Genomic DNA, 25,694 nt, shown 5'->3' with positions numbered 1-25,694 from the left:
CAACCTCATTATTTTTTTATCCCGGATTTTTTCTCCTCCGGCTGAAATATTGTATCACAATGTCTGATAAAACGCCACAATTTTATTAACGACTCTCAATGCTCCCGATGTTTTTTATGAGAACGGATATGGTTCCGTCCGGATTGGTGATAAATTCCACTTTATCCTTATTATTGTACTCCTCCATGGGGATTTTAAGCTCAATTCCCGTGTCGGTGAGCAGGTGTTGTTTTGTGAACTTTTTGGTGGTGGTGGGATTCTGTGGTTCCACCCGGGTCTCGGCCAGATTGTATTTCTCCAGCTTCTCCTGCACCTCCTCCTTCATCTGGGGATGCTCCTTAAAGATCTTCTCTATAACCACAGGCACATCCAGTGCCCCTTCACTTGAGAGCTCCTGATTGATGATGCTCTTGGTCTCCATCTGCACCTCAAACTGCTCGGACTCATTGTAATACTTTTTCTGTACATCCGTCACCGCTTTATTCACAATGGAAAGCCGCGTCTTGGCAGACAGGGAGCCCTGACATTTTAAAAACAGTTTTGAGAAATAATTGGTCTTTACGCCGTTCACATCATACTTTTTCTCCACCAGGCGCACATACTTAGGTGCTCCCAGGTCAAGCAGGGCCGCCTCAGAAAGCTTCTGTGTCTCTCCCGGCAGGATGGCCTTCTGCATGATAATGTCATTGTTGTTGCCCCAGGGGTCCGCACTTGTCATATGGGTGTAGGATGTGCGGTAATTCATTTTTAAAAGTGCCAGATATTTATGACGGTCCACCTGATATTCCGCCACCAGAAGGTCCGCGGGCGGAATCTCAATATTCTGGTTCATGATGGTGAAAAGCTCCTGGGCTGTTTTCTTGGAAATCTCAACAAAATTCTCAGAGTCATATTCTTCCATGTACTTGTAAATAGTGGACTCCTCCTCGGAAAAGCTGCAGCTTCGTATCTCGTCACTTGTGTCGATCCTGAATATATGGGCTTTCAGAAAATCCGCAAAATCAGAACCGTAATCAAGTACCTTGTCGGACAGTACCGGCATGCCCACTGTGGAATCCAGAATATGTACTATGACCTGTCCGATATGGATTTCTTCCTTATCTGCTATCATGTGTGTTTCACTCCTGTTCTTCTGTTCTTTGCCTGCCTTTGGGCGATAGGATTCCCCTTCCTTATGCAGGTTACCTGAAGAGTATACCGCAAACCGCAAATTTTATCTACTTTTTTCGACCTATTTACTCTTGCGGCAAAATATATGACTATGCTATAATTGTCCCTGACCGAAGGCGTGATATACAGGCCTTCTATTATCATGTTTCTATAGCATAAAGAAAAAATGGAGGATAGCTATGCCAAAGAGAAATGACATTCACAAAATTCTGATTATCGGTTCCGGACCTATCATCATCGGACAGGCATGCGAATTTGACTACTCCGGAACACAGGCATGTAAAGCATTGAAAAGCCTGGGTTACGAGATCGTACTGGTCAATTCCAACCCGGCAACCATTATGACAGACCCGGCAACAGCTGACGTCACTTACATTGAACCGCTGAACGTAGACCGGCTCACAGAGATCATAGAAAAAGAAAGACCGGACGCCCTGCTCCCAAACCTGGGCGGACAGTCAGGACTGAACCTCTGCGAAGAGCTGTACAACGCAGGTGTTTTAGAAAAATATAAGGTAGAAGTCATCGGCGTTCAGGTTGACGCCATCAACCGCGGCGAAGACCGTATCGCTTTCAAACAAGCCATGAACGAACTGGGCATTGAGATGGCTAAGAGCGCACCGGCTTACACCGTTGAGGAGGCAGTGAAGATTGCATCCGAGCTTGGATATCCCTGTGTCATCCGTCCTGCCTACACCATGGGCGGTACCGGCGGCGGTATTGTATATAATGAGGAAGAGCTCAGAAAAGTGGCAGCCCGCGGTATTGCGGCATCCATGGTGAACCAGATTCTCATTGAAGAGTCTGTTATCGGATGGGAAGAGCTGGAAGTGGAAGTTGTCCGCGATGCAACAGGCAAAAAAATCTCCATTTGTTTCATAGAAAATATTGATCCCATGGGTGTACATACAGGTGATTCCTTCTGTTCCGCTCCTATGCTGACGATTTCCCAGGAGGTACAGGACCGTCTGGAAAAACAGGCACACGCCATTGTGGAATCCATCGGTGTCATCGGCGGAACCAACGTACAGTTTGCCCATGATCCCAAGACAGACCGTATCATCATCATTGAGATCAATCCGAGAACCTCCCGCTCCTCAGCGCTGGCCTCCAAGGCGACCGGATTCCCCATTGCCTATGTGTCCGCACTGCTGGCTGCAGGACTCACACTGGCAGAGATTCCTTATTATAAGGGAGGCTCCCTGGCAGACTACAAGCCCTCCGGCGATTATGTGGTTGTGAAATTCGCGCGCTGGGCCTTTGAGAAATTCAAAAAAGCAGAGGACAAGCTGGGCACACAGATGAAAGCTGTGGGTGAGGTTATGTCCATCGGCAAGAACTATAAGGAAGCCCTCCAGAAAGCTATCCGTTCCCTGGAAAAAGGCCGCTACGGTCTGGGATTCGCCAAGGATTTTCATGAGCTTACTCTGGATGAGCTGTATGTGAAACTGGCAGAGCCTACCAGCGAGAGACAGTTTATCATCTACGAAGCTATCCGCAAGGGCGCTCCGCTTGCCAAACTGCATGAGATGACACGCATCAAAATGTGGTTCCTGGAACAGATGAAAGAGCTGGTTGACCTGGAAGAAAAGATTCTGGCCTGCCGCGGCAGCAGCCTGCCCGATGAACTGCTGATTCAGGCTAAAAAGGACGGCTTCTCCGACAAATATCTGGCAGAGCTTCTGGACGTGGATGAATGGGAACTGTTCAGGAAAAGAGAAGCGCTGGGTATGAATGAGCGCTGGGATGCAGTTCCGGTAAGCGGTGTGGAAGAACCTGCTGCCTACTATTACTCCACCTACAACGGGGAGGACAAAGCACCCGTATCAGACGGACGAAAAGTCATGGTACTGGGCGGCGGTCCAAACAGGATCGGACAGGGTATTGAATTTGACTACTGCTGTGTACACGCTGCCTTTACCCTGAGAGACTTAGGCTTCGAGACCATCATGGTCAACTGCAACCCTGAGACCGTATCCACAGACTACGACACTTCCGACAAGCTGTACTTTGAGCCTCTGACCGTAGAAGATGTCATGTCTATCTATAATAAGGAAAAACCGCTGGGTGTCATTGTACAGTTCGGCGGCCAGACACCGCTCAACATCGCGGCGGAACTGGAGAGACGCGGCGCCCACATCCTGGGTACTTCCCCGGCTGTCATTGATATGGCTGAGGACCGTGACCTGTTCAATGCCATGATGAAGAAGCTGAATATCCCCATGCCGGAATCAGGAATGGCTGTCAATGTGGATGAGGCACTGGAAATCGCACACCGCATCGGCTATCCTATGATGGTTCGTCCTTCCTATGTACTGGGCGGCCGCGGAATGGAAGTGGTATATGATGACAATATGCTCCGTGACTACATGGCAGCAGCCATTGATGTGACACCGGAACGTCCCATCCTCATGGACAAATTCCTGCAGAACGCGCTGGAATGTGAGACAGATGCCATCTCTGACGGCTCCCACGCTTTTGTTCCTACCGTTATGCAGCACATTGAACAGGCCGGTGTCCACTCCGGAGACTCTGCCTGCGTGATTCCGTCTGTGGAGATCTCCGAGGAGAACAAAAAGCTCATCCGTGAGTACACCACAGCCATCGCCTGTGAGATGGGCGTTGTAGGTCTTATGAACATGCAGTATGCCATCTGCGAGGGAAAAGTTTACGTTCTGGAAGCCAATCCGCGTGCATCCCGTACTGTGCCTCTTGTTTCCAAGGTCTGCAACATCAACATGGCCAATATCGCCACAAAGCTCATGACATATGAACTGACAGGGGAACGCCCGGACGTGACATCCTTCTCCGAAAAGGCACATCCGTACTACGGTGTCAAGGAAGCTGTATTCCCGTTCAACATGTTCCCGGAAGTTGACCCTCTTCTGGGACCGGAAATGCGTTCCACAGGCGAGGTTCTGGGCCTGAGCGAGTCCTTCGGCCTGGCATACTACAAAGCCCAGGAGGCAGCAGGCGCCAAGCTTCCGCTGTCCGGCAACGCACTGGTAAGTGTCAACAAGGGAGACCGGGTTCAGGCTCTGGAGGTTGCAAAACAGCTTCACGAGCTGGGCTTCACCATTGTATCCACAGAGGGCTGCGGACAGTATTTTACAGAAAACGGAGTTCCCTGCAAGATTCTCAAGAAGCTGCAGGAAGGCCGTCCCAACATCTACGATGCCATGGTAAACGGGGAAGTGGATCTGATCGTAAACTCTCCGGCCGGAAAACAGAGCAAATACGATGACTCCTACCTGAGAAAAACAGCGATCAATAAAAAAATACCTTACCTGACCACCATGTCTGCTGCCCTGGCAAGTGCCAAAGGCATCGCAGCAGTGATCCGTAAGGAACACGGCTCTTTGAAATCCCTGCAGGAGTACCATAAGAGCCTGGAACAGTAAGAAGGAGCTTTCTACATGACAGCAAAACAATCCAAGAATTTTCTGCTGCTGTTCACCGCCGCAGTTATCTGGGGAGTGGCTTTTGTGGCACAGAGCGTAGGCATGGACTATGTGGGTCCTTATACCTTTAATATGGTAAGGACCCTGCTGGGCGGCCTGGTCCTCATCCCCTGCATCTTCCTTCTGGGCAGAAAAAATGTCCGGAAGGACCATGACGGCAGCCGGTCCTCACAGACCTTTGACCGCCCCCGTGATCTATTCATAGGCGGCGGTCTCTGCGGCCTGATGCTTTTTATTTCCACCTCTCTTCAGCAGGTGGGCATTCAGTACACCACGGTGGGCAAGGCAGGATTTATCACAGCTTTGTATATCATCCTTGTGCCCATACTGGGAATCTTTCTGAAAAGGAAGCCCGGGCTGCGCATCTGGATCAGCGTGGTGATCGCGCTGGTGGGTCTGTATCTTCTGTGTATGACAGGAAGCTTTTCCCTGAGCAAAGGAGACTTTCTTATCTTGATCTGCTCCTTCTGTTTTTCCATCCACATTATGATCGTGGATCACTTTTCTGTGAAAGTCAGCGGAACCAAGCTGTCCTGCATCCAGTTTTTTATATCTGCCGCTCTGTCGGCAATTCCCATGTTTCTGCTGGAAACACCGCGCATGAGCAATATCCTGCAGGCATGGCTGCCCATTCTCTATGCGGGAATCCTCTCCTGCGGAGTGGCTTATACCTTCCAGATCATCGGGCAGAAGGGCTGTGATCCCACCATCGCTTCCCTGATCCTGAGCCTGGAATCTGTGGTATCGGTTCTGGCGGGATGGGTGATTCTCCACCAGAGTCTCTCTGCCAAGGAGATCACCGGCTGTGTACTTATGTTTGCTGCCATCATCCTTGCCCAGGTCAACCCAAAAAAGCAGGGCGCAGGGGCAGAATCCCTTAACGGGGAAACCGTATCCTGAATATTTTAAAAGGTGCCGGCAATTGCCGACACCTTTTTTATATCTCGATCAGAACCGGACGCACCGGTGAGCCATCCAGATCCGCCATTTTCATTGGCTGGGCTGCCAGGAAATATTCCCCCTGCGGTACCTCCTTAAGCACAAGTCCCTCCACGATTACGATCTCTGCTCCCAAAAGTATTCTGTGTATCTCCTTCTGGGTCTCCGAATCTCCCACGGTCTGGTCCTCCACGCCGATCAGATCCAGCTCTGCCCGGGCGCACACAGCGGCAGCTTCCGGCGTCAGCAGAATATCCCCCTTCACCAGCAGCTTTTTTGTGCCGTCCGCCAGCATCCGTTCCATATCCTCCGCCTGTACTGTGCCTGCAGATTCCGCGACTCTGCACACTCCCATGCATTTTTCCAGTGGGATTTTGTCCACTCCGTGCTTTCCTGCACAGAAGTGCTTCGGCGCATCTAAGTGGGTGCCGTTATGGCTTCCCATGGTGAGCACGGTCAGATTACAGTCATCTCCCTTTTCTATCTCATAATAGGGTGTCTTTCCCGGCACCGGGTCCCCGGGATAAGCCGGGGTGGAGAACAGTTCTTTTCCTATATCGTACATTTTCTTTCCATTCATATCTGATTCCTCTTTTCTCTTGACCATTCAGCCATTCAGCAGGTACTCCTCCAGTTCCTTTACACTCCGGACAATCTTGTCTGCTCCCGCCTGTGAAAGTTCCTCATAGCTGCCGTATCCGTATGTGACTCCTATGCAGGCAACTTCAGCCTTAGCCGCGCCGTTTACATCCTGGTCCCTGTCCCCGATCATGACCGCTTCCCCTCTTCTGTCCCGGTATCCCAGTCTCTCAAGGATAATTTCGATCACATCCGCCTTGGACATTTTCATCTTCTCCGGGTCGCTTCCCACGATTTCATGGAAATACTCTGAAAGCTCAAAGTGTTCCAGGATGCGTTTTACCATGCCGTCCGGCTTAGAGGATGCCACGCCCAGTATAAATCCTCTGGCTCTCAGCGTCTCCAGCATCTCCCTGACGCCGTCATAGGGACTGTTTTCAAACAGGCCGGTCACATTGTACCGTTCCCGGTAGAAACGGACAGCCTGCACCGCCTCCTCCTCTGACATGCCGCAGTATCGCATAAACTGCTCCAGAAGCGGAGGGCCCACAAACACCTCCAGCGCCTTCAAATCCTCCGCCTCTCTCCCCATCTTATGCAGGGCGTACTGAACGGACTTGGTTATCCCTTCCCCGGATGCGGTCAGTGTGCCGTCCAGGTCAAATAGCAATACTCGATACATGGCTTCTCTCTCCCTTATATAAATTCACATTATTTTTTCCATTATAGACAAAAACCCTCTTAAAAACAAGAACAAGTCAAAATATTATAGATTTTTCACCAATTATTGTATGACATTTCCGGGAAAATCTATTATACTAGAGGATAGACTGCAAAAATACTATTTGGATCAGGAGAGGTTCTACATAATGGAAATCGCTGCAACAAGACAATCCACCTTTTACAAAGATATGTTCCGGCTGGCACTGCCCATTGTCATCCAGAATCTGATCACCACCGCGGTAAGCTCCGCTGATGTGATCATGCTGGGCTGGGTCAGCCAGACCGCCCTGTCTGCCGGTTCCCTGGCAAGCCAGATCATGTTCATCCTGAATCTGGTCTACTCCGGCATAGCATCCGGTGTCATCATGCTGGCTGCACAATACTGGGGCAAACAGGATACTGAGACCATTGAGCGGATCATGGGAATCGGCATGCGCCTGTCGATCCTCATATCCTCCCTGTTCTTTGTACTGGCCTGTTTCTTCCCCAGACTGCTCATGGTGATCTTCACCTCTGACCAGGAGCTGATCACCGCAGGTATCCCCTATCTCAGGATCGTGGGTATCTCTTACCTGTTCATGAGCATCTCACAGGTCTATCTGTGCACCATGCGCTCCATAGAGCGGGTGATCTTCGCCACAGCCACCAATGCATCTGCGCTGGGGCTGAATATTGTTCTGAATGCTGTTTTTATTTTCGGACTGTTCGGGCTTCCCAAAATGGGCATTGTGGGAGTCGCTATGGCAACCACCATTGCAAGGGGCGTGGAGCTTGCCATCTGTCTGCTGGATGCCTGCCGTTTTAAGACCATACGGTTCCGGCCAAAAACCATTATTGAGCGCCACAAGCTGCTGTTTCAGGATTTTATACGCTACTCCCTGCCGGCCTTCGGAAATGAGGTCTCCTGGGGTGTGGCCTTCTCCATGTACTCTGTGATCATGGGACACCTGGGAAGTGACATGGTGGCCGCCAACGCCGTGGTGATCGTAGCCAGGAATCTGGGCACAGTGGTATGCTTCGGCCTTGCCAACGCAGGCGCCATCCTTCTGGGCAAATCCATTGGCGCCGGGTTTATGGACACGGTGAAGGAGGATTCCACACGGTTCTGCAAGATCACATTTTTAAGCGGAATCGCGGGGGGAATCATTATTTTCCTTCTGCGCCCCCTGTTTATGAACATGGCTGACCTGACCCCAACGGCGCAGGGATATCTGAGCACCATGCTCTATATCAATATGTACTATGTACTGGGACAGGCCATGAATACCACCGTGATCTGCGGTATCTTCCGCTCCGGCGGGGATTCCAGGTGGGGATTCCTCTGTGACTTTATTGATATGTGGCTGTTCGCTGTTCCCCTGGGCTTTATCAGCGCCTTCCTGCTGAAGCTTCCCCCTATGTGGGTCTATTTCCTCATCTGCCTGGATGAATTTGTGAAAATGCCCTTTATTTACCGGCATTACAAGAGCTACAAATGGCTGCAGAATATTACCAGGGATTTCTGACACGCAGTAACCCCCTTATCCCTTTGCCGGGATTCGGGGGCTTTCTTTTATCACATTATTTTAAAAAGACCAGCTCATTCTCTGTGGAACGGCCCTCGTCGTATCCATAAGACAAACCGCTAAACGCTTTGATCTCTTCCGGCTCCGTGATATTCTTTTCTGAGAGCCAGCGCACCATCTCACCCCTGGCCATCTTCGCCATAGTTCCCTTTACCTTCACCTTCCCGTCCAGAAGCTCTCCGAAGATACAGGTGACAAAGCGCGTTTCTCTGCCTGCGTATTTTTCTGCTGCCCTGCTGTATTCTTTTGAGGCCAGGTTCAGTATAAAATCCTCTCCTTTCGACAGCTCCCTGTAAATCCTGTCGCTCCAGAAGGCATACAGGTCTTTTGCATCCCCTGTCCTTAATTTTGCCTGCATTTCCAGGCGGTAAGGAATCACGCCATCCATGGGCTTCAGCACACCGTAAAGTCCTGACAGGATCCTCAGGTGCTCTTTTACATACGCCCACTGTCTCTCTGAAAACACCTGAGGTGCCATATACTGATACTGGATGCCCTCATAGGACAGCACAGCCGGTGTCAAATGCGTATCCAGCTCCAGCTCCTTTAGCCTCATAAAATTTTCTTCTGCAATTTTGTCATTGCACTGCCACAGCTTTTTCAGTTCCCCATACTCCATTTCCCGCAGTCTTCCTCTCAGGACCCGGGCATCCTTTAAAAAGACAGGCGTGGTGGTCTCAAAGGGTTCATCTGTATTTATATTCATTTTCTTAGCCGGTGAAATTATGATCTTCATATGTAATCGAATCTCCTCTCCCGAAAAGTTTAGCATATTCCCGGATTCTATGCTATAATGGATTTGCTTTTTTGTCTGAGAAAATTTTACAGGAGATATAGAAAATGAAAATAAACGCAGTGATTTTTGATATGGACGGTCTGATGTTCGACACAGAGCGCCTGATGAAAGCAGGCTGGGAGAAAGCCAGCCGGGAAATGGGCTTTACCCTGACAGAATACCATCTGAGCCAGATGCGGGGAGGCACAAGGGAACGAAGCAGCAAACTTTTTGAAAAGTGGTTTGACGGAGCTGTGGACTATGACCGGGGCCGTGCCATCCGGACACAGTATCAAAGGGAATATATAGAAAAGCATGGGGTTCCCCTCAAGAAAGGACTGATGGAGCTTCTTACATACCTGGAGGATCACAGGATCCCGGCTGCAGTTGCCACCTCCACTGCCAGAAGTGAGGCTTCCCGTTACTGGGACATGGCAGGTGTCACACCTTATATCACCGCCTCGGTCTGCGGAGATGAGGTGACAAAGGGAAAACCGGACCCGGAGATCTTTCTGACTGCCGCAGAAAAACTACAGACACCGCCCAAGCAGTGCCTGATTCTGGAGGACAGTCTAAACGGCATCCGTGCCGCCAAAGCCGCAGGTGCCTGGTCCTGTATGGTACCGGACCTGACACCTGCTGTGGATGAGATCCGTCCCTTTTGTGATCTCATATGTGAAGATTTGTCCCGGGTCATTCCTTATCTGGATTCCTGCGGTTCTTCTTTGCAATCTCCATGATCTCATTGTATTTTCCTGTGATGTACCCAAAATTGTCCCGCTTGTGGGGAAGGCCGCATTTGCTGCAGTCTTTTATGCCCTCTTTTGTATAGCTGAAATTTCCGCCGCACTGGTCGCCCAGGGCATACAGAGGACAGTAGCAGAACAGGCAGTTGAAATTTTCCGGGTCATTTGTCTTATGGCAGGGGAAGTATTCGCAGTCCTTATGGCTAAAAAACGCGTACTGCTTTCCCTCCCAGTATTTTTCTTCGCTCATCATTCTTACCCTTTCTATAAATTTAACAGAAAAGGAGCGGGACAGCCTGAAGCCTCCCGCCCCCTATGTTTTTTACAGCCTCTCCGGATTGGAGCGCATAAATTTGTATTCAGCCACGGAGCGGTCAAATCCCTTGATATGGTCATATAACCAGTCCACAACATTTTTTTCCACCTGTTTTACAAAGTTCTCTGTGGGACCTTCCTCTTCCTCCAGCATCTCCTGGAGCTCTTTCACTGCCTGGCGGAATTCGTTATGTTTTTCCCTGTGCTTTTCCAGTCCCGGATATTCAATCTCCTCCTGGAGCTTTTCCTCTGCACTGAAATGAAATTCTGTGTAGTCAAGCAGGTAATCCAGCATCTTAACTGCCTTTACCTTCCCCTGTCCATCCTCACAGCTCTCCAGAAGCTGGTTGATCTTGCCGATCAGCTCCTTGTGCTGGGAATCGATCATGTCATTGCCGGTTACCAGTGTCTCATCAAATTCTGCTCTCATAAATCAATACCTCCTGTACAATTATATTAACCATTATCTGCCCGGCAGATAAGAGTTACCAAAATAAAAGGGTCAATTCCTGCTGCCTATGACTCTCAGCAGCGTCTGCATCAGTTCCTTAAAGTCAATGGGCTTTGCCAGATGGCCGTTCATACCGCTCTCAATGGACTTTTTCATATCCTCATCAAACGCATTGGCCGTCATGGCAATGATCGGGATGGTCCTGGCATCTTCTCTGGGCAGCTTCCGTATCTCCTTAGTGGCCTCCAAACCGTCCATGACCGGCATGCGGATATCCATGAGAATCGCGTCGTAATATCCCGGCTCCTTCTCAGAAAATGCCTTCACGCCCAAAAGCCCGTTGACCGCCCGCTCTGCCTCAATGCCGTGAAGGTTCAGAATAGAACCGGCGATCTCCGCGTTCAGTTCATTGTCCTCCACCACCAGGATCCGTCTGCCCTGCAGGGCATCCAGCTCTCCGGGAACCGCCTCTTCCTCCGCCTGCTTTGTGCCGTCCTTCAGGACAATGGCAAAAGAGAATCTGCTGCCCTTGTCAGGCTCACTTTCCAGGCTGATCTCCCCATCCATCATCTGCACAAGCTGGCTGCTGATGGCAAGCCCCAGGCCGGTTCCGCCAAACTTGCGGGCCGTGCTCTCGCCTGCCTGTTCAAAGGAATGGAAAATGCGTTTCTGGTCCTCCGCTTCGATTCCGATTCCGGTATCTTCCACAGAGAAGGAAATCTCTGTCCTGTCCGGTGCCGTCCGGCGCTGGCTTACAGCAAAGAGGATATGTCCGTCTTTTCCTGTAAACTTCAGGGCATTTCCCAGAAGATTGATCAGCACCTGTTTCAGATGCATGGCATCTCCCATCACCCACTTCTGTATCAAATGGGTCTTCGTTGTATAGAAGATTCCCTTCTGCGCAGCCTGCGGCCCGATCAGATCATCTATGTTCCTCACCCACTGCTCCAGGTCAAAATCCAGCATCTCCAGCTTCATCTTGCCGCTCTCAATCTTGGACATATCCAGTATATCATTAATCAGCGAAAGAAGATAGTCTGAAGAGCTGCTGATTTTTTCCAGATAGGTCTGTACCTTTGGCGGCACCTCCTTATCCTGCATGGCGATTTCCGTCATACCTATGATCGCGTTCATAGGGGTCCGGATCTCATGGGACATTCTGGATAGGAATTCGCTCTTGGCCCTGCTCGCCTGGTCGTAACGTACTTTGTTCAGATTGTTCTCAATGATCTTGGCAGCCTCCTGGATATTGCTCTGCTCTTTTTTATCCCACAGAACTGCGTCTGCCTCTGCTGTCAGCGTGATGGAACCTATATATTTTCCTCCGTCTGTCATGGGAACACTGAATCCCTGTTTCGTCTTTGGCATCATAAGGAATTTCCGCTGGCGCTCCGTCATTTTTCTTCCGTCCAGCAGGAAAGGTTCAGAGCCATACTGCTCCGTCAGCGCTTTAAACTCCTCTGCCGTAAAACGCTTCATGTCCTTTTCCTGATGATCCGACGGGTCTCTGTGCCACTGGTGGGAAATATACGCGGTATGGAAATCCCGGTCCACGGAAGTCATGAGAATATCCGTTGCCCCGTAATAGCGGCCCATCTTCACAAAAAGCACAGCCAGAATGGATGCCATGTCTCCCCCCTTATCAAAGAAATTCAGGGTAAGAGAAACCATATTGAGCTGAGGTCCGCTGGTGATGCTGGCTATATCGTTGATCTCCGTCAGGATATTCTCTTTGGTCTGGCTTGGAATCTCCCGGTAGAAATACACCTTTCCGTCTTTTTTCTGCTTGGCAAAGGTCAGCGCACAGCGCACCCTGCGAAGAAGCTGGACATATCCCAGATTGGAGTTATTCCTCATACAGGCACCAATTGATACATGGACGCGGAATTCCGCTCCCTGGTAAAGCTGTGAGATCTCTTCCCTCACTTCCTCCATAAACTGCACGGTCTGTTCCCCGGTAAAATCCGGAAGCCAGATAAGGATCTCATCCCCGCCCTGGCGCACCAGCAGGATTTCCTGCTCCCGGGTCTGCATGAACCGCTCCTTTTTAGCAAGCAGCAGCGTGCCGATCTCCTCCAGGATCACATCCCCGAAGATAAGGCCGTAGGTCTCATTGAGAATGCGGAATCCATCCAGATCCAGAAGCACCATGCAGCCGCTGTCGCCCCGTGTGAGTACCTCCGTCAGATACCGGCGTCCCTCTCTCTGGGTATGCAGCTTTGTTATGGGGTCACGCTTCGCAGACTCAATCTCCCTGAGTTCCTGTATCTTCTGTTCGTGGATATCACGGATACTGCCGATGATCTTAGTCTTCCTGCCATTTTCGTCCTTGATCACCTCACCCTTTAACAGCCTCCAGCGGTAATCCTCCGTGCTGTCGCGTTTTCCCCGGAACTCCACATAGATCACATCCTCATCTCCCGAGAATGCCTGTTCCAGCTTCCTGCTGTCCTCCGGATATGTACGGGTTTCCAGCCGATCCATTTCTTCTGTTATTCTGTATCTGACTGCCTGCCCGTCCCGTTCGGGGTAGTTGAACAGCTCAATCTCCCCTCCGCTCAGATCATAAGTAAAGAAAATATCATCACTGCTCTGCAGGGCGATCCGGTAGCGCTCCTTCTCCTCTGTAAGCCCCCTCTCAGCCTGCTCCTGCCGGCTGGTCAGGTTTTTCACCACATCGTAAAGCTCATCCACCTCGGATACTCCGGAGGTCTTAAACTGCTCCAGGTTCTTACCGGCGCTGCTGCGTATACATTCTGCCAGGCGCCGGATGGGGTCTGTCACGTGGCTTGCCACCAGATATGTACAGATTATGCCGAATACCAGGGCCACCAGAATAGCTGCCAGCACCTTCCACAGAATCTGCCGTCCGATCCCGAATATGGCATCATCCTTCTGCACGCCTACCAGAAACCATTCCTCATCCTCAAAGGGGGTGTTTGTGTTATAGAGATGCAGCTTTTTGGCTGACGCGTAGAGTTCCCCGTCGGCCTTATCCTCATTGAGGACATAGACTTGATCAAACTTACTCTCCTCCACACGCAGGACCGTTCCCGCTGCTTTGAGCCGTTCCCCCAGAATACCGGAAGCCACAAGGGGCGCCCACCGGTCCTTCTCGGTGCTCTTTACCAGCATATAGCCGCTCTGTTCATTTTTATTCAGTTCACTGGACGGCAGCATATCCTGAATATGGCTGGCGGATATCTCCACTCCCATAACCCCGTACACCACACCGTCACTGATCAGGGGCACGGAATACGTGACAGCCGGGTATTCTCCGCCGCTCTTTCCCTCATTTAAGGAAAAAGGGTCGCTCCAGTATCCAAGATTAGCATAGCTGGCATCCGGATTTTTCTCTGCCGCTTCAAAGGGCTTATAAAAAAAATCATCCCTGGAGTTCTGCCCTGAGGGTCCAAATGTAAAATCTGTAGTCCAGTAGCTGTCCAGAGCAACCCCGGTCTGATGGACAATATCCCTGCCTCCCCGCTCAATGAGCACATCAGAGTAATCCAGAGAATTTGCAGATGGGTCAGCATCCCTGAAATAATAACCCTTACAGGTCATGCTGCCCTCCTCATTTATCCCGTCCTTATTTGCCAGGATCATAAAACTGCCTGTCACCTCATTTTTCCTGAGCTGGTACAGGCTGGACATGGCTGTATTCTGCAGAAGCTTTTTCTGGAGGACACTGTCCCCCAGAAAGTCTTCCACGGAAGTCCTGTTGGATGAGAGCAGACTGTTAAGCTCTCTGGTGATCTTCTCTTCAAATTCACTGACTTCCATCCAGTGCTGGACCATATTGTTTTCCAAGGTGATCTTCCTGTTCTCCACTGTCTGCTCCATCATTCCCACAGCATAGGAGTCCAGCAGCCGCATGGTACCGCCGATCAGGACTGTTCCGTATGAAAGAAGGCTTTGTATCACAAGTACCGCAATCAGAGGGATACAAAACAGAGCCAATATCGTCCACTTTCTTTTCCTCATTATCTATTCCGCCTCATTCTGCTTTATTCATGGTATTCTGCAAAGCTGCCACAAAGTCGTTATACCAGTTCTGGAAGGATTCCTCCGATATATATGAGGCACAGGCTTCCTCAAGCGTCTGCCCCTGGGCGATCAGCTCCTGTACAGCTGCTCTGTCCTCTGCCGCCTTGTCAGCCAGATTGTATTCCAGAACTTTCCTGGCCTCGGTTCCGTGTTCAAACGCCTTGGTGGTATAAGGCACTGCTGTCTCAAGCGTGCCGAACAGGCTGTCCAGGACATCATAGGTCTTATCCGGGATTTCCAGTCCCTGTTCTTTCACTACCTTGTCAACCGCCCCCAGACTGTTTGCCTCTTTCTTCACCGGAAGATAGCCGGAAGCGCAGCTGAAACGGATGTTGTTCTCTGACTCTGTGAACCATTTTAAAAACAATACGGAGGCGTATTCCTCTTCCTTTGTGGTCTCTGTGACCACCATTCCGGCTCCCTGCTGCACAATATAATTCTCTCCCTCTGCAAAGGAGGGTGCAGGCAGGACCACATAATCTATAGGGTAGGCACTGTCTTCCTGCTCCACCTCGTCCGGAAAATACATGGACGCCGTGGAGGAGCCTGTAAATGCCAGGATCTCGCCGATCTTCACATCGTCTGAACGGAATTTTCCGTACGCCGTAAAATATCCCTTCACAAAGGGCACATAGAAGTTATCCCAGATTCTTTTCATGGTTTCCCGGTCCGCCGAAACGGAAGCTTTGCCGTCCTCCACCCGGAAGATATCCTGGCCGAACTGCTTGGAACCGATGACAAAGAGGTTGGCAACCGAATCTCTTCCATAGAAAGCCTTGCCGTCCTCCGGCACGTCCGGGGTCAGGGAATCTGTCCACTCGTAATATTTCTGCGCCGTCTCCGTCACCCCTTCCAGGGTGGAGAGGTCATCCAGGGAGGCGCCGGATGCCTCCGCAAATTTGTCCCAGTCTGTCTTATTCATCATAAAGATCTCACTGGATTTCGCTGTGGGGAAAATGCGGAGCGTATTGCCTTTCCCGATTCTTCCCTCCTCTATATAAGAATCCACATAGGAATCCAGTTCCTCCTCTGACATGTAGGCTGAGATATCCGCAAGCTTTCCCCTTTTGTCCACCGTATAGGCGGCATCCGCATAGGCTGAGAAAATATTTGGCATTTCCTCAGACCCCACCTCCTCGTTCATGGAGGCCATCACTGCGTCTTCCAGTTCATTCACATTTCCCTGGCTGTAGCCTTTCACAAAAATACCCTTTTCTTTTCCAACCGTCTCGTTGAATTCATTGACAAGCTCGTCAAACGCCACCTGCTGGGCACCGTTATAATAATGCCAGATCGTGATGGAGAGCGGTTTGTCGGGATTCAACTTCACTGCATCCTCTTGCTCCCCTTCTCCGGTTTTCTCCTGGCTGTCCTGTTCCTTTTCTTTTGTCTGCGCTTTATCCTCTGTTGTGCTTTTATCCTTCGTACCGGCCGTATCATTTCCGCATCCTGCCAGAAGTCCGGCAGTCAGGGAAGCTGCCAGCATCAGGCAGCAGATATATCTCATTCTCTTTTTCATATGTATTTCCCCCCTGTGTTATCTGCAATTTTATTCCTTTTTATCATATCATTCGCACCCGAGAATGTAAATCTTTTTCCTGCTTTCTTGCGTCTTTCCAAACTTTCGTATAAAATAAACAGAGAATTTCACAAAACCAATATTTGGAGGGAGCTATATGATTCAGTTATTATCACGTCTGTTTATCAAGGATTATAAAAACACTGCCATGCCCCGGGTGCGCCAGGCATATGGTATTTTAAGCGGTGCGGTGGGGATTTTTCTCAACCTTGTACTGTTTGCCGGAAAATTTGCGGCCGGTATGCTCAGCGGTTCCATTGCCATCACGGCCGATGCCTTCAACAACCTCTCGGACGCCGGTTCCTCTGTCATCACCCTGATCGGTTTTAAGATGTCAGGCCAGAAGCCGGACCCGGAACACCCCTTCGGACACGGCAGGATTGAGTATATATCCGGCCTTTTTGTGTCAATCGCTGTACTGATCATGGCCTTTGAGCTGGTGAAGTCATCCTTTGAGAAGCTCAGAAACCCCGCCCCGGTGGACAGCAGTCCTCTGGTCCTTGCCATCCTCTGCGCCTCTATCCTGGTAAAAATGTACATGGCATACTATAATAAGGCCCTGAGCAGAAAACTGGACAGCGCGGCCATGTCCGCCACGGCTGCGGATTCCCTCAGTGATACCGTATCCACGGCCGTTGTCCTGGCAGCCACACTGGTGGGGCGGTATACGGGTATCCTCATTGACGGATGGTGCGGTATTCTGGTTGGACTCTTTATCTTCTACACCGGCATCCAGGCTCTGAGAGAGACCATGAACCCGCTTCTGGGACAACCGCCCAAGGAAGACTTTGTAAAAAGCATAGAATCTCTTGTCACAGCCCATCCCACAGTCCAGGGCATCCATGACCTGATTGTCCACGACTACGGACCGGGCAGACTGATGATATCTCTGCACGCGGAGGTGCCCGCAAGCGGTGACATTTTACAGATTCACGACGAGATAGACAACATTGAGAAGGAGCTTCAGGAAAAGCTGCACTGTTCCGCCACCATACATATGGACCCGGTAGTCACAGACAATGTCCATATCAATCAACTGAAGGCGGAGGTGAACCGCATCCTCGCCGAAATCTCACCCCGGCTGAATATGCATGATTTTCGTGTGGTGGAAGGCCCCACCCATTCCAATCTGATCTTCGACCTGGTCATTCCCCATGACTTCTCCATGACTGAAGTGGACGTGGTAAACAAGGTCAAAGACCAGATCCGCGGGCTCCGGGGCTGCTACTACGCAGTGATCCAGGTGGACCACAGTTACAGCTGAAAAAAGGAGGAAAGCTGCACACAGCCTTCCTCCTTTTTTCATCCCGGTAAATATCTGCACACAGCCAGCAGGTAAACCGCGCTGTAATACAAAACCAGAAGTATTTTATCTAATTTTCTGCTGTTCTTCTCCCCTATGAGATTCACAGCCAGTATGGTATCCGATGCGACAAACGCGGCCCCGCCAAGAGCCGCAGCCCCGCCGGACAGCCCCGGATTTTCAAAAAACACAGTCCCCGCCATGGAAAACATGGCACAGAGAAACGCCACATACAGCGCCCCCAAAACCGCCAGCTTCCCAAGTTTTCTGATATACGGCCTGAGTATGGCAAAGAGTACTGCGTACACACAGGCAAACAATACCAGCGTAAACAGACCCGGTGATACCAGGCACAGCATCCCCGCGATAAAGAACAGATGAGCCGCAGCAAACACGGCGGCACCTGTCACAAACTGTACCTCCAAAAGCGCATCGGCAGCCATGCAGCAGAGCGTTCCCGCTGCTATGAGCAGGGAGACTCGGTTCTGCTCCCGAATTGCCAGGTAAAGCGCCGGAAGCACAGCCATCAGTGTGGCAGAGACTTTGTATCCGATCTCCTTTCTGCCTGTTTCATGTTTTTTTCTCACATATGTGGTTCCCAAAAAAACCATCAGCACTGCCGCTGCCGGCAGAAGAAGCATTTCCCATCCCTTCAAGCACGCACCGCCTTCCCCGGTCTCTTCACGGACTCCGGAATTTTCGTATCTTCATTATACTATATTCGCGTATCCGCGTCCATCATTCCCGCTCAGGGAAGGTAGTGATATACGGATCTTTTTTTAACGGTATAGAACACAGCCAGGGCAAATGCCATAAGCTCTGCCGCCACGGACGCACTCCAGACTCCGTTCACACCGAACAGTACGGAAAATCCGATCAAAAAGATGACAAGAAACACCAGCGTCCGCATAAAAGACAGGACTGCCGAAACCTTCCCATCCCCAAAGGCGGTAAACATAGCTGAGCTGAAGATATTAAATCCCTTGAACAGATACCCAAACGCATAAACCAAAAGTCCCGCAGTGGCAAGTTCATAGACCTGACTGCCGCGCCGGGCAAAAACAGCGGCCAGATTTCCGGAAAACAGCAGGGTTCCCACTGTCATCACCGCACCCACACCCATACAGAATCCGATGCTGATCTTATATAATTTTCGTAGTTTCGCCACATTTCCCCCGCCGTAATTATAACTGAACAGCGGTGCCACTCCCATGGAATACCCAAGGCTTATGGCGATCAGCACAAAGTCCAGATACAGCAGAATGGATATTGCTGCGACACCTTCATTTCCCACAAGACGCATCATGATTATGTTGAACAGGAAGGTTGTGATACTTCCTGACAGATTGCTCACCATCTCTGAGGAGCCGTTTGTCATGGATGTAAGCAGTACCCTCCAGTCTGCCTTTGGCTTTACAAAATGAAGCTGCGCCTTCCGGTTAAATGTAAAGTAAAAAACACTGAAAAATGCAGGAATGCAGTAGCCGATTCCCGTAGCCACCGCTGCACCGGCAATACCCATGTGGAACACACCGATGAAGACATAATCCAGTATCACATTGGCCAGTCCGCCCGCCACTGTGACGGTAAGGCCGATATGTGGTTTTCCGTTTGCCACAAAGAGGCTCTGGAACTCCAGCTGCAGTATATTGGCCGGCTGAAAGAAAAGCAGGGGAAAGGCATAGGCATAGCAGTATGCGTAGATATCCTCATCCGCACCCAGCATGTAAATGAGCCTTTCCAGGAATATAAAGGAGAGAACCGTGATCACAATGCCCAGCCCCACGGCAAACAGAGTGATAAACGTTACGTTTTCATTGGCCTCCCGCTGCTTTCCCTCTCCCAGCTTTCTTGACACAATGGCAGTGATGCCGGTGCCGAACATGGTCCCCAGAGCGATCACAAAGCTGAGCAGAGGATATACGATATTCACGGCAGAGAAAGCGTCCGTGCCCACAAGCCTTGACACAAACATACCGTCCACCACGGTATACAGGGACATAACGACCATCATGACCATGGAGGGAAGAGCGAATTTCAGGATAGAGGGAACCGTTATTTTTCTTTCCAGTCCCTGATCAATCATCCTGCATATCCCTCCACTGGTATCCGCTGATGGTCTTCAGCACATCCCCGAACATCTCTAACTGCTCCTGCGGATATTTCTCTTTTAATTCCCTCTCTATTTTATAAAATACCTGGTCATATACTCCCACGATCTGCTCCATATGGGGGCTTAACTCCAGAAAATAGACCCGCTTGTCTTTTTCGCTCTGTTTTTTTACCACCACGCCCTGTTTTACCAGTTCATTGATCTTCAGGGTCACGGCGGATTTTGTGATCTTCAGCACATCGGCCATCTTGCTGACTGTGCACTCCTCCATCTGTTCCATCACATTGATGTACAAAAGGCTGTTGTAGGAAAGCCCGTTATAATAATCATTTCCATTCATCACCTGCAGCTCGTACAGAGCCATGTGATAGTAGAAATCATTGATTTCTTTTACAAGATCCATATGCATCCTCCCGCTTATTGGTTTTGCTAATTTAATTAAATTTACTTAACTATATTAACAGGAGCAATTGGCTTTGTCAACCGAAACAACAAATGTTGGGATTTTAGTGTACATAATCAACCTTAAATGAATCGAAAAGAACATATTTTTGATTTGTGAAAAACTGTGTCCCGCCATATTTTACCATTTACAGGGACAGACCGCTTTTAATTTTACTTTTTTAAAAAATAACTCTGGATTTTTTTGTCACTTTGTGAGAAAATGAATTGGAATAGGACGTTAAATTTCTAACGCACTTGAAGTAAATATATTCTTGAAAGGAGTTTTAAAATGATTTATTCACACGAAGTAGAAACAATGTGTCAGGTACATCAGGGTGTTAACCACGGCGCAGCTCCAATCCCGGAAGAAGCAAAATGGGTACAGGCAAAAGAAATTAAGGACATCTCCGGTTTAACACACGGTATTGGCTGGTGTGCACCGCAGCAGGGTACCTGTAAATTAACATTGAATGTAAAGGATGGCGTAATCCAGGAGGCACTGGTTGAGACGATCGGATGTTCCGGTATGACTCACTCTGCAGCTATGGCATCTGAGATTTTACCAGGAAGAACCATTTTGGAAGCTCTGAATACTGACCTTGTATGTGATGCTATCAATACTGCTATGAGAGAATTATTCTTACAGATTGTATACGGAAGAACCCAGAGTGCATTCTCTGAAGACGGACTTCCTATCGGTGCAGGTCTGGAGGATTTAGGAAAAGGTCTTCGTTCTCAGATCGGTACTATGTACGGTACCCTGAAAAAAGGACCTCGTTATCTGGAAATGACAGACGGTTACGTTACTGGTATCGCTTTAAATGAAGAGGATGAGATCATCGGCTACAAATTCATCAGCTTCGGAAAAATGATGGACTTCATCAAAGCAGGCGATGATGTAAACACAGCATATGAAAAAGCTCAGGGACAGTACGGCCGCGTTGACGATGCAGTGAAGATCATTGACCCGAGAAAAGAATAATTATACATACACTGCAACATCTGTCATAGAAAGAATAGGAGGATAAATTAATGGCTTTATTTGAATCATATGAAAGAAGAGAAAAACAAGTTCTTGCTGCTCTGAATAAATACGGCATTAACACCATCGAAGAAGCTGCAGAAGTAACAAAAGCTGCAGGTCTCGATGTTTACAAAATGGTAGAAGGCATCCAGCCGATCTGCTTTGAGAATGCAAAATGGGCATACACCGTAGGTGCTGCCATTGCGATCAAAAAAGGCTGCAAAAAAGCTTCTGACGCTGCTGCTGCTATCGGTGAAGGACTTCAGGCTTTCTGTATCCCGGGTTCTGTTGCTGACCAGCGTAAAGTAGGTCTCGGACACGGAAACTTAGGAAAAATGCTTCTGGAAGAGGATACTCAGTGCTTCGCATTCCTGGCCGGCCACGAATCCTTTGCTGCTGCTGAGGGTGCTATCGGTATCGCTGAGAAAGCAAACAAAGTCCGCAAAGAGCCTCTGCGCGTTATCTTAAACGGTCTTGGAAAAGACGCTGCACAGATCATCGCACGTATCAACGGATTTACATATGTAGAGACAGAATACGACTATGCTACAGGCGAATTAAAAGAAGTATTCAGAAAATCTTACTCTGAGGGACTTCGTGCAAAAGTTAACTGCTACGGCGCTAACGATGTACGTGAAGGTGTTGCTATCATGTGGAAGGAAGACGTTGACGTTTCCATCACAGGTAACTCCACCAACCCGACCAGATTCCAGCACCCGGTTGCAGGTACCTACAAAAAAGAGCGTATCGAAGCCGGCAAAAAATACTTCTCCGTTGCTTCCGGCGGCGGTACAGGACGTACCCTGCATCCGGACAACATGGCAGCAGGTCCTGCTTCCTACGGTATGACTGATACATTAGGACGTATGCACTCTGACGCACAGTTCGCCGGTTCTTCTTCTGTTCCGGCTCACGTTGAGATGATGGGCCTGATTGGCGCAGGCAACAACCCGATGGTTGGTATGACTGTGGCTGTGGCTGTGGCTGTTGAGGAAGCGGCTAAAGAAGGTAAATTCTAAGAAAACCTTTATAAGCAAGATTTTGCAAAGTCAAACCCCATTTTATGGTTTTGCCAAAAAACATTATATGTATTTCTTGACATTTAAGTTATTCTAGTTTAATATAAAAATAACAGAAAATGAATCTATGTGTGTTATGTCACAAAAGCGAAACCCCAGGAAGCGCTATCTTCCTGGGGTTTCTTTTTCCTTTATAGGGTAGGATAACCCAGGCTAGCTGTTGTTATTTTTTTCTGTCTAACCATTTACTAATATAGTAACAAACTATACCCGCCATGACAAAAATAAAAAATGAATCTATGTAGTGCATTATGCCACCTCCTTCCTGCTGGAAAGAGTCAACAGCAATCTAATTATATCTTCTTAACAACTTGCTGTCCACCGTTTCTCACCCCATTCCTGAAAATTCAGCAATATTACATATGGCAAAATAATATTTATTGTATATTTCCATTAAAAAAAGACCCCCGGCTGCCAGCCGGGGGTCTACAGTATGAAAGGCCTGCATATGCAAGCCTTTTCTCTTTTACAATCCCAATTTGCTCATAATATCCATGGCCTTACCATCAATTACAAGATCGGCTGCCGTATCCGCATAGTGATCCTGGTCGTTGATGAGGATTACCTTATCCCCCTCAAAATATTTTACATATGTCTTTGCAAGCTGCGAATGCATGCTGCATCCCAGAAGCAGCAGGGTATCTGCCATTCCCACCTCGTCAACCGCACGGGTCAGAAGTGCGTTATTCACCATTTCTCCCCGCAGGCATACCTCCGGGCGGATGGTTGTGCCGCATTTGGTACATTTGGGAGTTCCTGCACACTCTGCCACTGCTTTCATGGGGTATTTCGTTCTGCATTTCGGACATACATTCCGGTAAATGCTTCCGTGGATCTCCAGGACCTTTTTGCATCCTGCCCTTTTCGGCAGGGAGTAGATATCACGGGTAATGACAGCCTGCAGGATTCCCCTGTCCTCCAAACGCTTCAGAGTCTTCATACCTTCATTGATTCTTCCTCTTTTGCTGAGGATTTCCCGTTTGTAAAAGTCATAAAACTGCGTCACTCTCGTATTATAGAACTCAGCACTGAACATTTCCTCAGGGGAACATCCGTATCTGGTTTCAATATCATACGCATCCTGGTCTGATCTCCAGTTTGTGCATCCGCACTGGCTGCTCACCCGCATTCCCAGCAGACATACCAGATACCTGCTGTTTTCAATCACTTTTTTTGCCCGCAGCAGCTTTTCTTCCTGTGACATTTTCCCACTCCTCCGTACTTTTACTTATCCAGTTTTTTACACTAAGAATAATGTATCACTGTATAATTTTAAAGTCAAGAAAACAATTATCACGTCTGTATGACAATGCAGGGCAAACCAGGTTCTTTTCTGAATCAGAATTCCTTATTGCTGTATATCCTGATCGAAATCATGTAAGATACTGCTAAAACCAGAATACTTACTGCTAAAAGTATACCTGCGATTATTACTTGTCCGTTAGGATTCTGCTGAAGGTTAACCAGAAGTTTTTCCACAGCTGTCCCTCGTATCAAATCCTTTAAAAGCGTCAGCACTAAAAACGGGATCAGAAAAAGCATCATAAAAATTACTCTTCCCTTCTCAACTCCAAGTTTGTATATCACTGGAATAATTATGCCGGAAAAAATAGGGATGATCATACACATGGAAACCGAGGAAATTACCTGCTCTGACACAGACATTCCCAGAAGTGCCGCTGTTGCTCCGGTCATGATTGCTGTAAATACAGCAAGACCGAGAGTCATAACAATAATCAGCATGTATCTTGCCCGTACAATTATCCTTTTTCCCAGCGGGAGTGCGGCTGCATATGTGTCCCAGTGATAGTACTGGTCCGCGTTGAACAAACTGAGCACCACTGTGGCAAATACCACAATACACATGGTTCCCACATATCCCGGACTCTTCATCAAGTAGCCAAACACACATAGGAATAAAAATAATAGTACATATGTTTTCTGTGTAATCCTGATACTGTATATATCTTTTAGTATAAGCCCTTTCATGATACCACCTCACCTTTCTCCAGCAGCAGAAGAACATCCTCAATATCCGGAGCATCCACTACCATATCCGGATATCTGCGCATAAACGCCTGTCTGTCCTGCACCAAAAATTCGTAGCCTAAAACGCCTCTTTTCAACCGCAGGATTCCTTCTTTATCCAGTGTGCTGTAATCCTCTTTGGAACATTTTCCCACACCGTAGCGGTAAAGGATCTCGTCTTTATTCTCCACAAAAAGCAGCCTGCCGTTCTGGATAAATGCTATATAGTCGGATACCTTCTCCAAATCACTGATAATATGCGAGGACAGGAGCACTGTATGTGCCTCATCCTGAATGTATTCCAGCAGGATATCCAGCAGATCATCGCGAACCAGAGGATCAAGGCCGCTGGTTGCCTCGTCAAATATAAGGATCTTGGCTCTGTGAGAGAGCGCTACTGCGATCTGCAGCTTCATTTTCATTCCTCTGGAGTAATCTTTGATCAGCTTTTTATGTTCCAGCTTAAAGTCATTCAGATATGTTTCGTACAGTCCTGCATCCCACTGGCTGAAAATGTTCTCCATGATCCTGCCAATCTGTACAGCGTTCATGGTCTCATGGAAGTTTGCTTCTGCCAGAACCATACCCACCTGGTTTTTCCAGTTGTCATTCTTTTCTTCCAGTTTCTCGCCGTCCACATAGATTTCACCGGCATCTCTTTTTATGATTCCGAGAATACACTTGATCAGGGTGGTCTTACCGGCTCCGTTTGCTCCAACCAGTCCTACAATACTGCCTTTTGGAATTTCTAAATTAATGTGGTCCAGTGAGAATTTTTCATAGTTTTTCACCAGACCTTCAATTCTGATCGCTGCTTCCATTTTTATTCCTCCTCATAGAGCATTCTAAGCATCTCTGTCAATTCTTCCAGTTCTACTCCATTGATCTTGCTTTTTTCTACAGCTTTTTCCAATAAACCTTCTATTTCCTTTAACTGCTCCTCTCTCACAAGCTCATGGTTTGTATCCGCTACGAAACTGCCTTTGCCGACCTGAGAACAAATAAATCCATCCCTCTCTAATTCCTCATATGCTCTCTTCGTGGTGATCACACTGATGCGGAGTTCTTTTGCCAGAAGGCGCATGGATGGAAGTGACTCCCCCGGCTTTAGCTGGCCTCTCATGATTGCCTGCTTTATCTGCTCCGTGATCTGTTCGTATATGGGCTTCCCGCTTGTATTGCTGATTATAATATTCATCCTTACTTCTCAACTTTCTGTGCGCGCGTGTATATATATCATTTATTGTATATACTCATTATATACATTAGATACACACCTGTCAACACCTATCCTAAAAAAAATTTCCGCACGCAAAAACAGCATCGGCCCAGGAATTGATATGCCGATGCTGT

The 25,694-nt window shown here is 48.7% G+C and carries 22 protein-coding genes; 7 read left to right on the top strand and 15 right to left on the bottom strand.

The genetic code is table 11. From position 1 onward, the window contains the following. Positions 1 to 85: 85 nt before the first annotated feature. Positions 86 to 1,111 (bottom strand): nucleoid-associated protein, encoded by a 1,026-nt coding sequence (locus tag LC508_RS01685; protein ID WP_033143426.1) that lies wholly within the window; start codon positions 1,109 to 1,111, stop codon positions 86 to 88. Between the two features lie 238 nt (positions 1,112 to 1,349). On the opposite strand from LC508_RS01685, the gene carB reads away from it, so the two are divergent. Continuing rightward, the gene (carB, locus tag LC508_RS01680; protein WP_033143427.1) at positions 1,350 to 4,571 is read left to right on the top strand and encodes a carbamoyl-phosphate synthase large subunit; all 3,222 of its coding nucleotides are present in this window, start codon (positions 1,350 to 1,352) and stop codon (positions 4,569 to 4,571) included. A 15-nt stretch (positions 4,572 to 4,586) separates the two neighbouring features. Beyond that, positions 4,587 to 5,531, top strand: coding sequence for a DMT family transporter (locus LC508_RS01675; protein WP_103731174.1), 945 nt, complete (start codon positions 4,587 to 4,589; stop codon positions 5,529 to 5,531). A gap of 37 nt (positions 5,532 to 5,568) precedes the next feature. Here LC508_RS01675 and LC508_RS01670 read toward each other — a convergent pair whose 3' ends face one another. Both LC508_RS01670 and LC508_RS01665 read right to left on the bottom strand, forming a co-directional pair. Further along, on the bottom strand, positions 5,569 to 6,150 hold the full coding sequence (locus LC508_RS01670) for a cyclase family protein (RefSeq protein WP_158587308.1): 582 nt from the start codon (positions 6,148 to 6,150) through the stop codon (positions 5,569 to 5,571). A gap of 27 nt (positions 6,151 to 6,177) precedes the next feature. Further along, positions 6,178 to 6,831: an HAD-IA family hydrolase gene (locus tag LC508_RS01665; protein ID WP_103731176.1), complete on the bottom strand. Its 654-nt coding sequence runs from the start codon at positions 6,829 to 6,831 to the stop codon at positions 6,178 to 6,180. Between the two features lie 187 nt (positions 6,832 to 7,018). Here LC508_RS01665 and LC508_RS01660 point away from each other — a divergent pair, with 187 nt between their 5' ends. Next, a complete protein-coding gene (locus LC508_RS01660; RefSeq protein WP_033143430.1) occupies positions 7,019 to 8,377 on the top strand; it encodes an MATE family efflux transporter in 1,359 nt (452 codons plus the stop codon). Between the two features lie 55 nt (positions 8,378 to 8,432). Here the strand turns inward: LC508_RS01660 and yaaA are convergent, their stop codons facing one another. Continuing rightward, the gene (yaaA, locus tag LC508_RS01655; protein WP_054352413.1) at positions 8,433 to 9,173 is read right to left on the bottom strand and encodes a peroxide stress protein YaaA; all 741 of its coding nucleotides are present in this window, start codon (positions 9,171 to 9,173) and stop codon (positions 8,433 to 8,435) included. Positions 9,174 to 9,277: 104 nt separating this feature from the next. Here yaaA and LC508_RS01650 point away from each other — a divergent pair, with 104 nt between their 5' ends. Beyond that, positions 9,278 to 9,952 (top strand): HAD family hydrolase, encoded by a 675-nt coding sequence (locus LC508_RS01650; RefSeq protein WP_054352412.1) that lies wholly within the window; start codon positions 9,278 to 9,280, stop codon positions 9,950 to 9,952. On the opposite strand, the gene LC508_RS01645 is transcribed toward LC508_RS01650, so the two are convergent. The 4 genes from LC508_RS01645 to LC508_RS01630 all read right to left on the bottom strand — a co-directional run bounded on the left by LC508_RS01645 (position 9,906) and on the right by LC508_RS01630 (position 16,290). Then, positions 9,906 to 10,208 (bottom strand): cysteine-rich small domain-containing protein, encoded by a 303-nt coding sequence (locus LC508_RS01645; protein WP_225305381.1) that lies wholly within the window; start codon positions 10,206 to 10,208, stop codon positions 9,906 to 9,908. The genes LC508_RS01650 and LC508_RS01645 overlap by 47 nt on opposite strands. A 72-nt stretch (positions 10,209 to 10,280) precedes the next feature. Then, positions 10,281 to 10,703 (bottom strand): bacteriohemerythrin, encoded by a 423-nt coding sequence (locus LC508_RS01640; protein ID WP_033143433.1) that lies wholly within the window; start codon positions 10,701 to 10,703, stop codon positions 10,281 to 10,283. Between the two features lie 72 nt (positions 10,704 to 10,775). After that, the gene (locus LC508_RS01635) at positions 10,776 to 14,708 is read right to left on the bottom strand and encodes an ATP-binding protein (RefSeq protein ID WP_103731177.1); all 3,933 of its coding nucleotides are present in this window, start codon (positions 14,706 to 14,708) and stop codon (positions 10,776 to 10,778) included. A 13-nt stretch (positions 14,709 to 14,721) separates the two neighbouring features. Beyond that, the gene (locus LC508_RS01630) at positions 14,722 to 16,290 is read right to left on the bottom strand and encodes an extracellular solute-binding protein (protein WP_181014396.1); all 1,569 of its coding nucleotides are present in this window, start codon (positions 16,288 to 16,290) and stop codon (positions 14,722 to 14,724) included. Between the two features lie 157 nt (positions 16,291 to 16,447). Between LC508_RS01630 and LC508_RS01625 the strand changes: the two genes are divergently transcribed. Continuing rightward, on the top strand, positions 16,448 to 17,614 hold the full coding sequence (locus LC508_RS01625; protein ID WP_033143436.1) for a cation diffusion facilitator family transporter: 1,167 nt from the start codon (positions 16,448 to 16,450) through the stop codon (positions 17,612 to 17,614). 38 nt (positions 17,615 to 17,652) lie between these two features. On the opposite strand, the gene LC508_RS01620 is transcribed toward LC508_RS01625, so the two are convergent. The 3 genes from LC508_RS01620 to LC508_RS01610 all read right to left on the bottom strand — a co-directional run bounded on the left by LC508_RS01620 (position 17,653) and on the right by LC508_RS01610 (position 20,169). After that, on the bottom strand, positions 17,653 to 18,309 hold the full coding sequence (locus LC508_RS01620; protein ID WP_054352406.1) for a lysoplasmalogenase family protein: 657 nt from the start codon (positions 18,307 to 18,309) through the stop codon (positions 17,653 to 17,655). Positions 18,310 to 18,401: 92 nt separating this feature from the next. Beyond that, entirely contained in the window at positions 18,402 to 19,739 is a 1,338-nt protein-coding gene (locus LC508_RS01615) for an MATE family efflux transporter (protein ID WP_181014397.1), read from the bottom strand. Next, the gene (locus LC508_RS01610) at positions 19,732 to 20,169 is read right to left on the bottom strand and encodes a MarR family winged helix-turn-helix transcriptional regulator (protein WP_033143438.1); all 438 of its coding nucleotides are present in this window, start codon (positions 20,167 to 20,169) and stop codon (positions 19,732 to 19,734) included. The genes LC508_RS01615 and LC508_RS01610 overlap by 8 nt, the downstream gene beginning before the upstream one ends. 330 nt (positions 20,170 to 20,499) lie before the next feature. Between LC508_RS01610 and LC508_RS01605 the strand changes: the two genes are divergently transcribed. Both LC508_RS01605 and LC508_RS01600 read left to right on the top strand, forming a co-directional pair. Next, positions 20,500 to 21,192 carry an iron-sulfur cluster assembly scaffold protein gene (locus tag LC508_RS01605; RefSeq protein ID WP_033143439.1) on the top strand — a complete coding sequence of 231 codons (693 nt, stop codon included), beginning with the start codon at positions 20,500 to 20,502 and terminating at the stop codon, positions 21,190 to 21,192. 50 nt (positions 21,193 to 21,242) lie between these two features. Then, positions 21,243 to 22,253, top strand: coding sequence for a GGGtGRT protein (locus tag LC508_RS01600; protein WP_033143440.1), 1,011 nt, complete (start codon positions 21,243 to 21,245; stop codon positions 22,251 to 22,253). 526 nt (positions 22,254 to 22,779) lie between these two features. Here the strand turns inward: LC508_RS01600 and LC508_RS01595 are convergent. The 4 genes from LC508_RS01595 to LC508_RS01580 all read right to left on the bottom strand — a co-directional run bounded on the left by LC508_RS01595 (position 22,780) and on the right by LC508_RS01580 (position 25,539). Continuing rightward, positions 22,780 to 23,517: a Sir2 family NAD-dependent protein deacetylase gene (locus tag LC508_RS01595; RefSeq protein WP_033143441.1), complete on the bottom strand. Its 738-nt coding sequence runs from the start codon at positions 23,515 to 23,517 to the stop codon at positions 22,780 to 22,782. Positions 23,518 to 23,651: 134 nt separating this feature from the next. Then, positions 23,652 to 24,302, bottom strand: coding sequence for an ABC-2 transporter permease (locus LC508_RS01590; RefSeq protein WP_103731849.1), 651 nt, complete (start codon positions 24,300 to 24,302; stop codon positions 23,652 to 23,654). Next, positions 24,299 to 25,162 (bottom strand): ABC transporter ATP-binding protein, encoded by an 864-nt coding sequence (locus LC508_RS01585; protein WP_033143443.1) that lies wholly within the window; start codon positions 25,160 to 25,162, stop codon positions 24,299 to 24,301. The genes LC508_RS01590 and LC508_RS01585 overlap by 4 nt, the downstream gene beginning before the upstream one ends. A gap of 2 nt (positions 25,163 to 25,164) precedes the next feature. Further along, positions 25,165 to 25,539, bottom strand: coding sequence for a GntR family transcriptional regulator (locus tag LC508_RS01580; RefSeq protein WP_033143444.1), 375 nt, complete (start codon positions 25,537 to 25,539; stop codon positions 25,165 to 25,167). Positions 25,540 to 25,694: the final 155 nt, after the last annotated feature.

Origin of the sequence: Blautia parvula, assembly GCF_020215665.1 — a bacterium.
GTDB classification, from domain to species: Bacteria; Bacillota; Clostridia; order Lachnospirales; family Lachnospiraceae; genus Blautia; species Blautia celeris.
The sequence above is the reverse complement of the archived record's forward strand: the minus strand, read 5'-3'. Positions and strand labels throughout refer to the sequence as shown.

Bases quoted from the DNA above. Each gene is read 5' to 3' on its own strand.
- LC508_RS01670 (WP_158587308.1), bottom strand. From the start codon at position 6,150: ATGAATGGAAAGAAAATGTACGATATAGGAAAAGAACTGTTCTCCACC.
- LC508_RS01615 (WP_181014397.1), bottom strand. From the start codon at position 19,739: ATGATTGATCAGGGACTGGAAAGAAAAATAACGGTTCCCTCTATCCTG.
- LC508_RS01665 (WP_103731176.1), bottom strand. From the start codon at position 6,831: ATGTATCGAGTATTGCTATTTGACCTGGACGGCACACTGACCGCATCC.
- LC508_RS01590 (WP_103731849.1), bottom strand. From the start codon at position 24,302: ATGAAAGGGCTTATACTAAAAGATATATACAGTATCAGGATTACACAG.
- LC508_RS01650 (WP_054352412.1), top strand. From the start codon at position 9,278: ATGAAAATAAACGCAGTGATTTTTGATATGGACGGTCTGATGTTCGAC.
- LC508_RS01605 (WP_033143439.1), top strand. From the start codon at position 20,500: ATGATTTATTCACACGAAGTAGAAACAATGTGTCAGGTACATCAGGGT.
- LC508_RS01640 (WP_033143433.1), bottom strand. From the start codon at position 10,703: ATGAGAGCAGAATTTGATGAGACACTGGTAACCGGCAATGACATGATC.
- LC508_RS01585 (WP_033143443.1), bottom strand. From the start codon at position 25,162: ATGGAAGCAGCGATCAGAATTGAAGGTCTGGTGAAAAACTATGAAAAA.
- LC508_RS01580 (WP_033143444.1), bottom strand. From the start codon at position 25,539: ATGAATATTATAATCAGCAATACAAGCGGGAAGCCCATATACGAACAG.
- LC508_RS01630 (WP_181014396.1), bottom strand. From the start codon at position 16,290: ATGAAAAAGAGAATGAGATATATCTGCTGCCTGATGCTGGCAGCTTCC.
- LC508_RS01600 (WP_033143440.1), top strand. From the start codon at position 21,243: ATGGCTTTATTTGAATCATATGAAAGAAGAGAAAAACAAGTTCTTGCT.
- LC508_RS01635 (WP_103731177.1), bottom strand. From the start codon at position 14,708: ATGAGGAAAAGAAAGTGGACGATATTGGCTCTGTTTTGTATCCCTCTG.
- LC508_RS01610 (WP_033143438.1), bottom strand. From the start codon at position 20,169: ATGGATCTTGTAAAAGAAATCAATGATTTCTACTATCACATGGCTCTG.
- LC508_RS01675 (WP_103731174.1), top strand. From the start codon at position 4,587: ATGACAGCAAAACAATCCAAGAATTTTCTGCTGCTGTTCACCGCCGCA.
- carB (WP_033143427.1), top strand. From the start codon at position 1,350: ATGCCAAAGAGAAATGACATTCACAAAATTCTGATTATCGGTTCCGGA.
- LC508_RS01660 (WP_033143430.1), top strand. From the start codon at position 7,019: ATGGAAATCGCTGCAACAAGACAATCCACCTTTTACAAAGATATGTTC.
- LC508_RS01645 (WP_225305381.1), bottom strand. From the start codon at position 10,208: ATGAGCGAAGAAAAATACTGGGAGGGAAAGCAGTACGCGTTTTTTAGC.
- LC508_RS01685 (WP_033143426.1), bottom strand. From the start codon at position 1,111: ATGATAGCAGATAAGGAAGAAATCCATATCGGACAGGTCATAGTACAT.
- yaaA (WP_054352413.1), bottom strand. From the start codon at position 9,173: ATGAAGATCATAATTTCACCGGCTAAGAAAATGAATATAAATACAGAT.
- LC508_RS01625 (WP_033143436.1), top strand. From the start codon at position 16,448: ATGATTCAGTTATTATCACGTCTGTTTATCAAGGATTATAAAAACACT.
- LC508_RS01595 (WP_033143441.1), bottom strand. From the start codon at position 23,517: ATGTCACAGGAAGAAAAGCTGCTGCGGGCAAAAAAAGTGATTGAAAAC.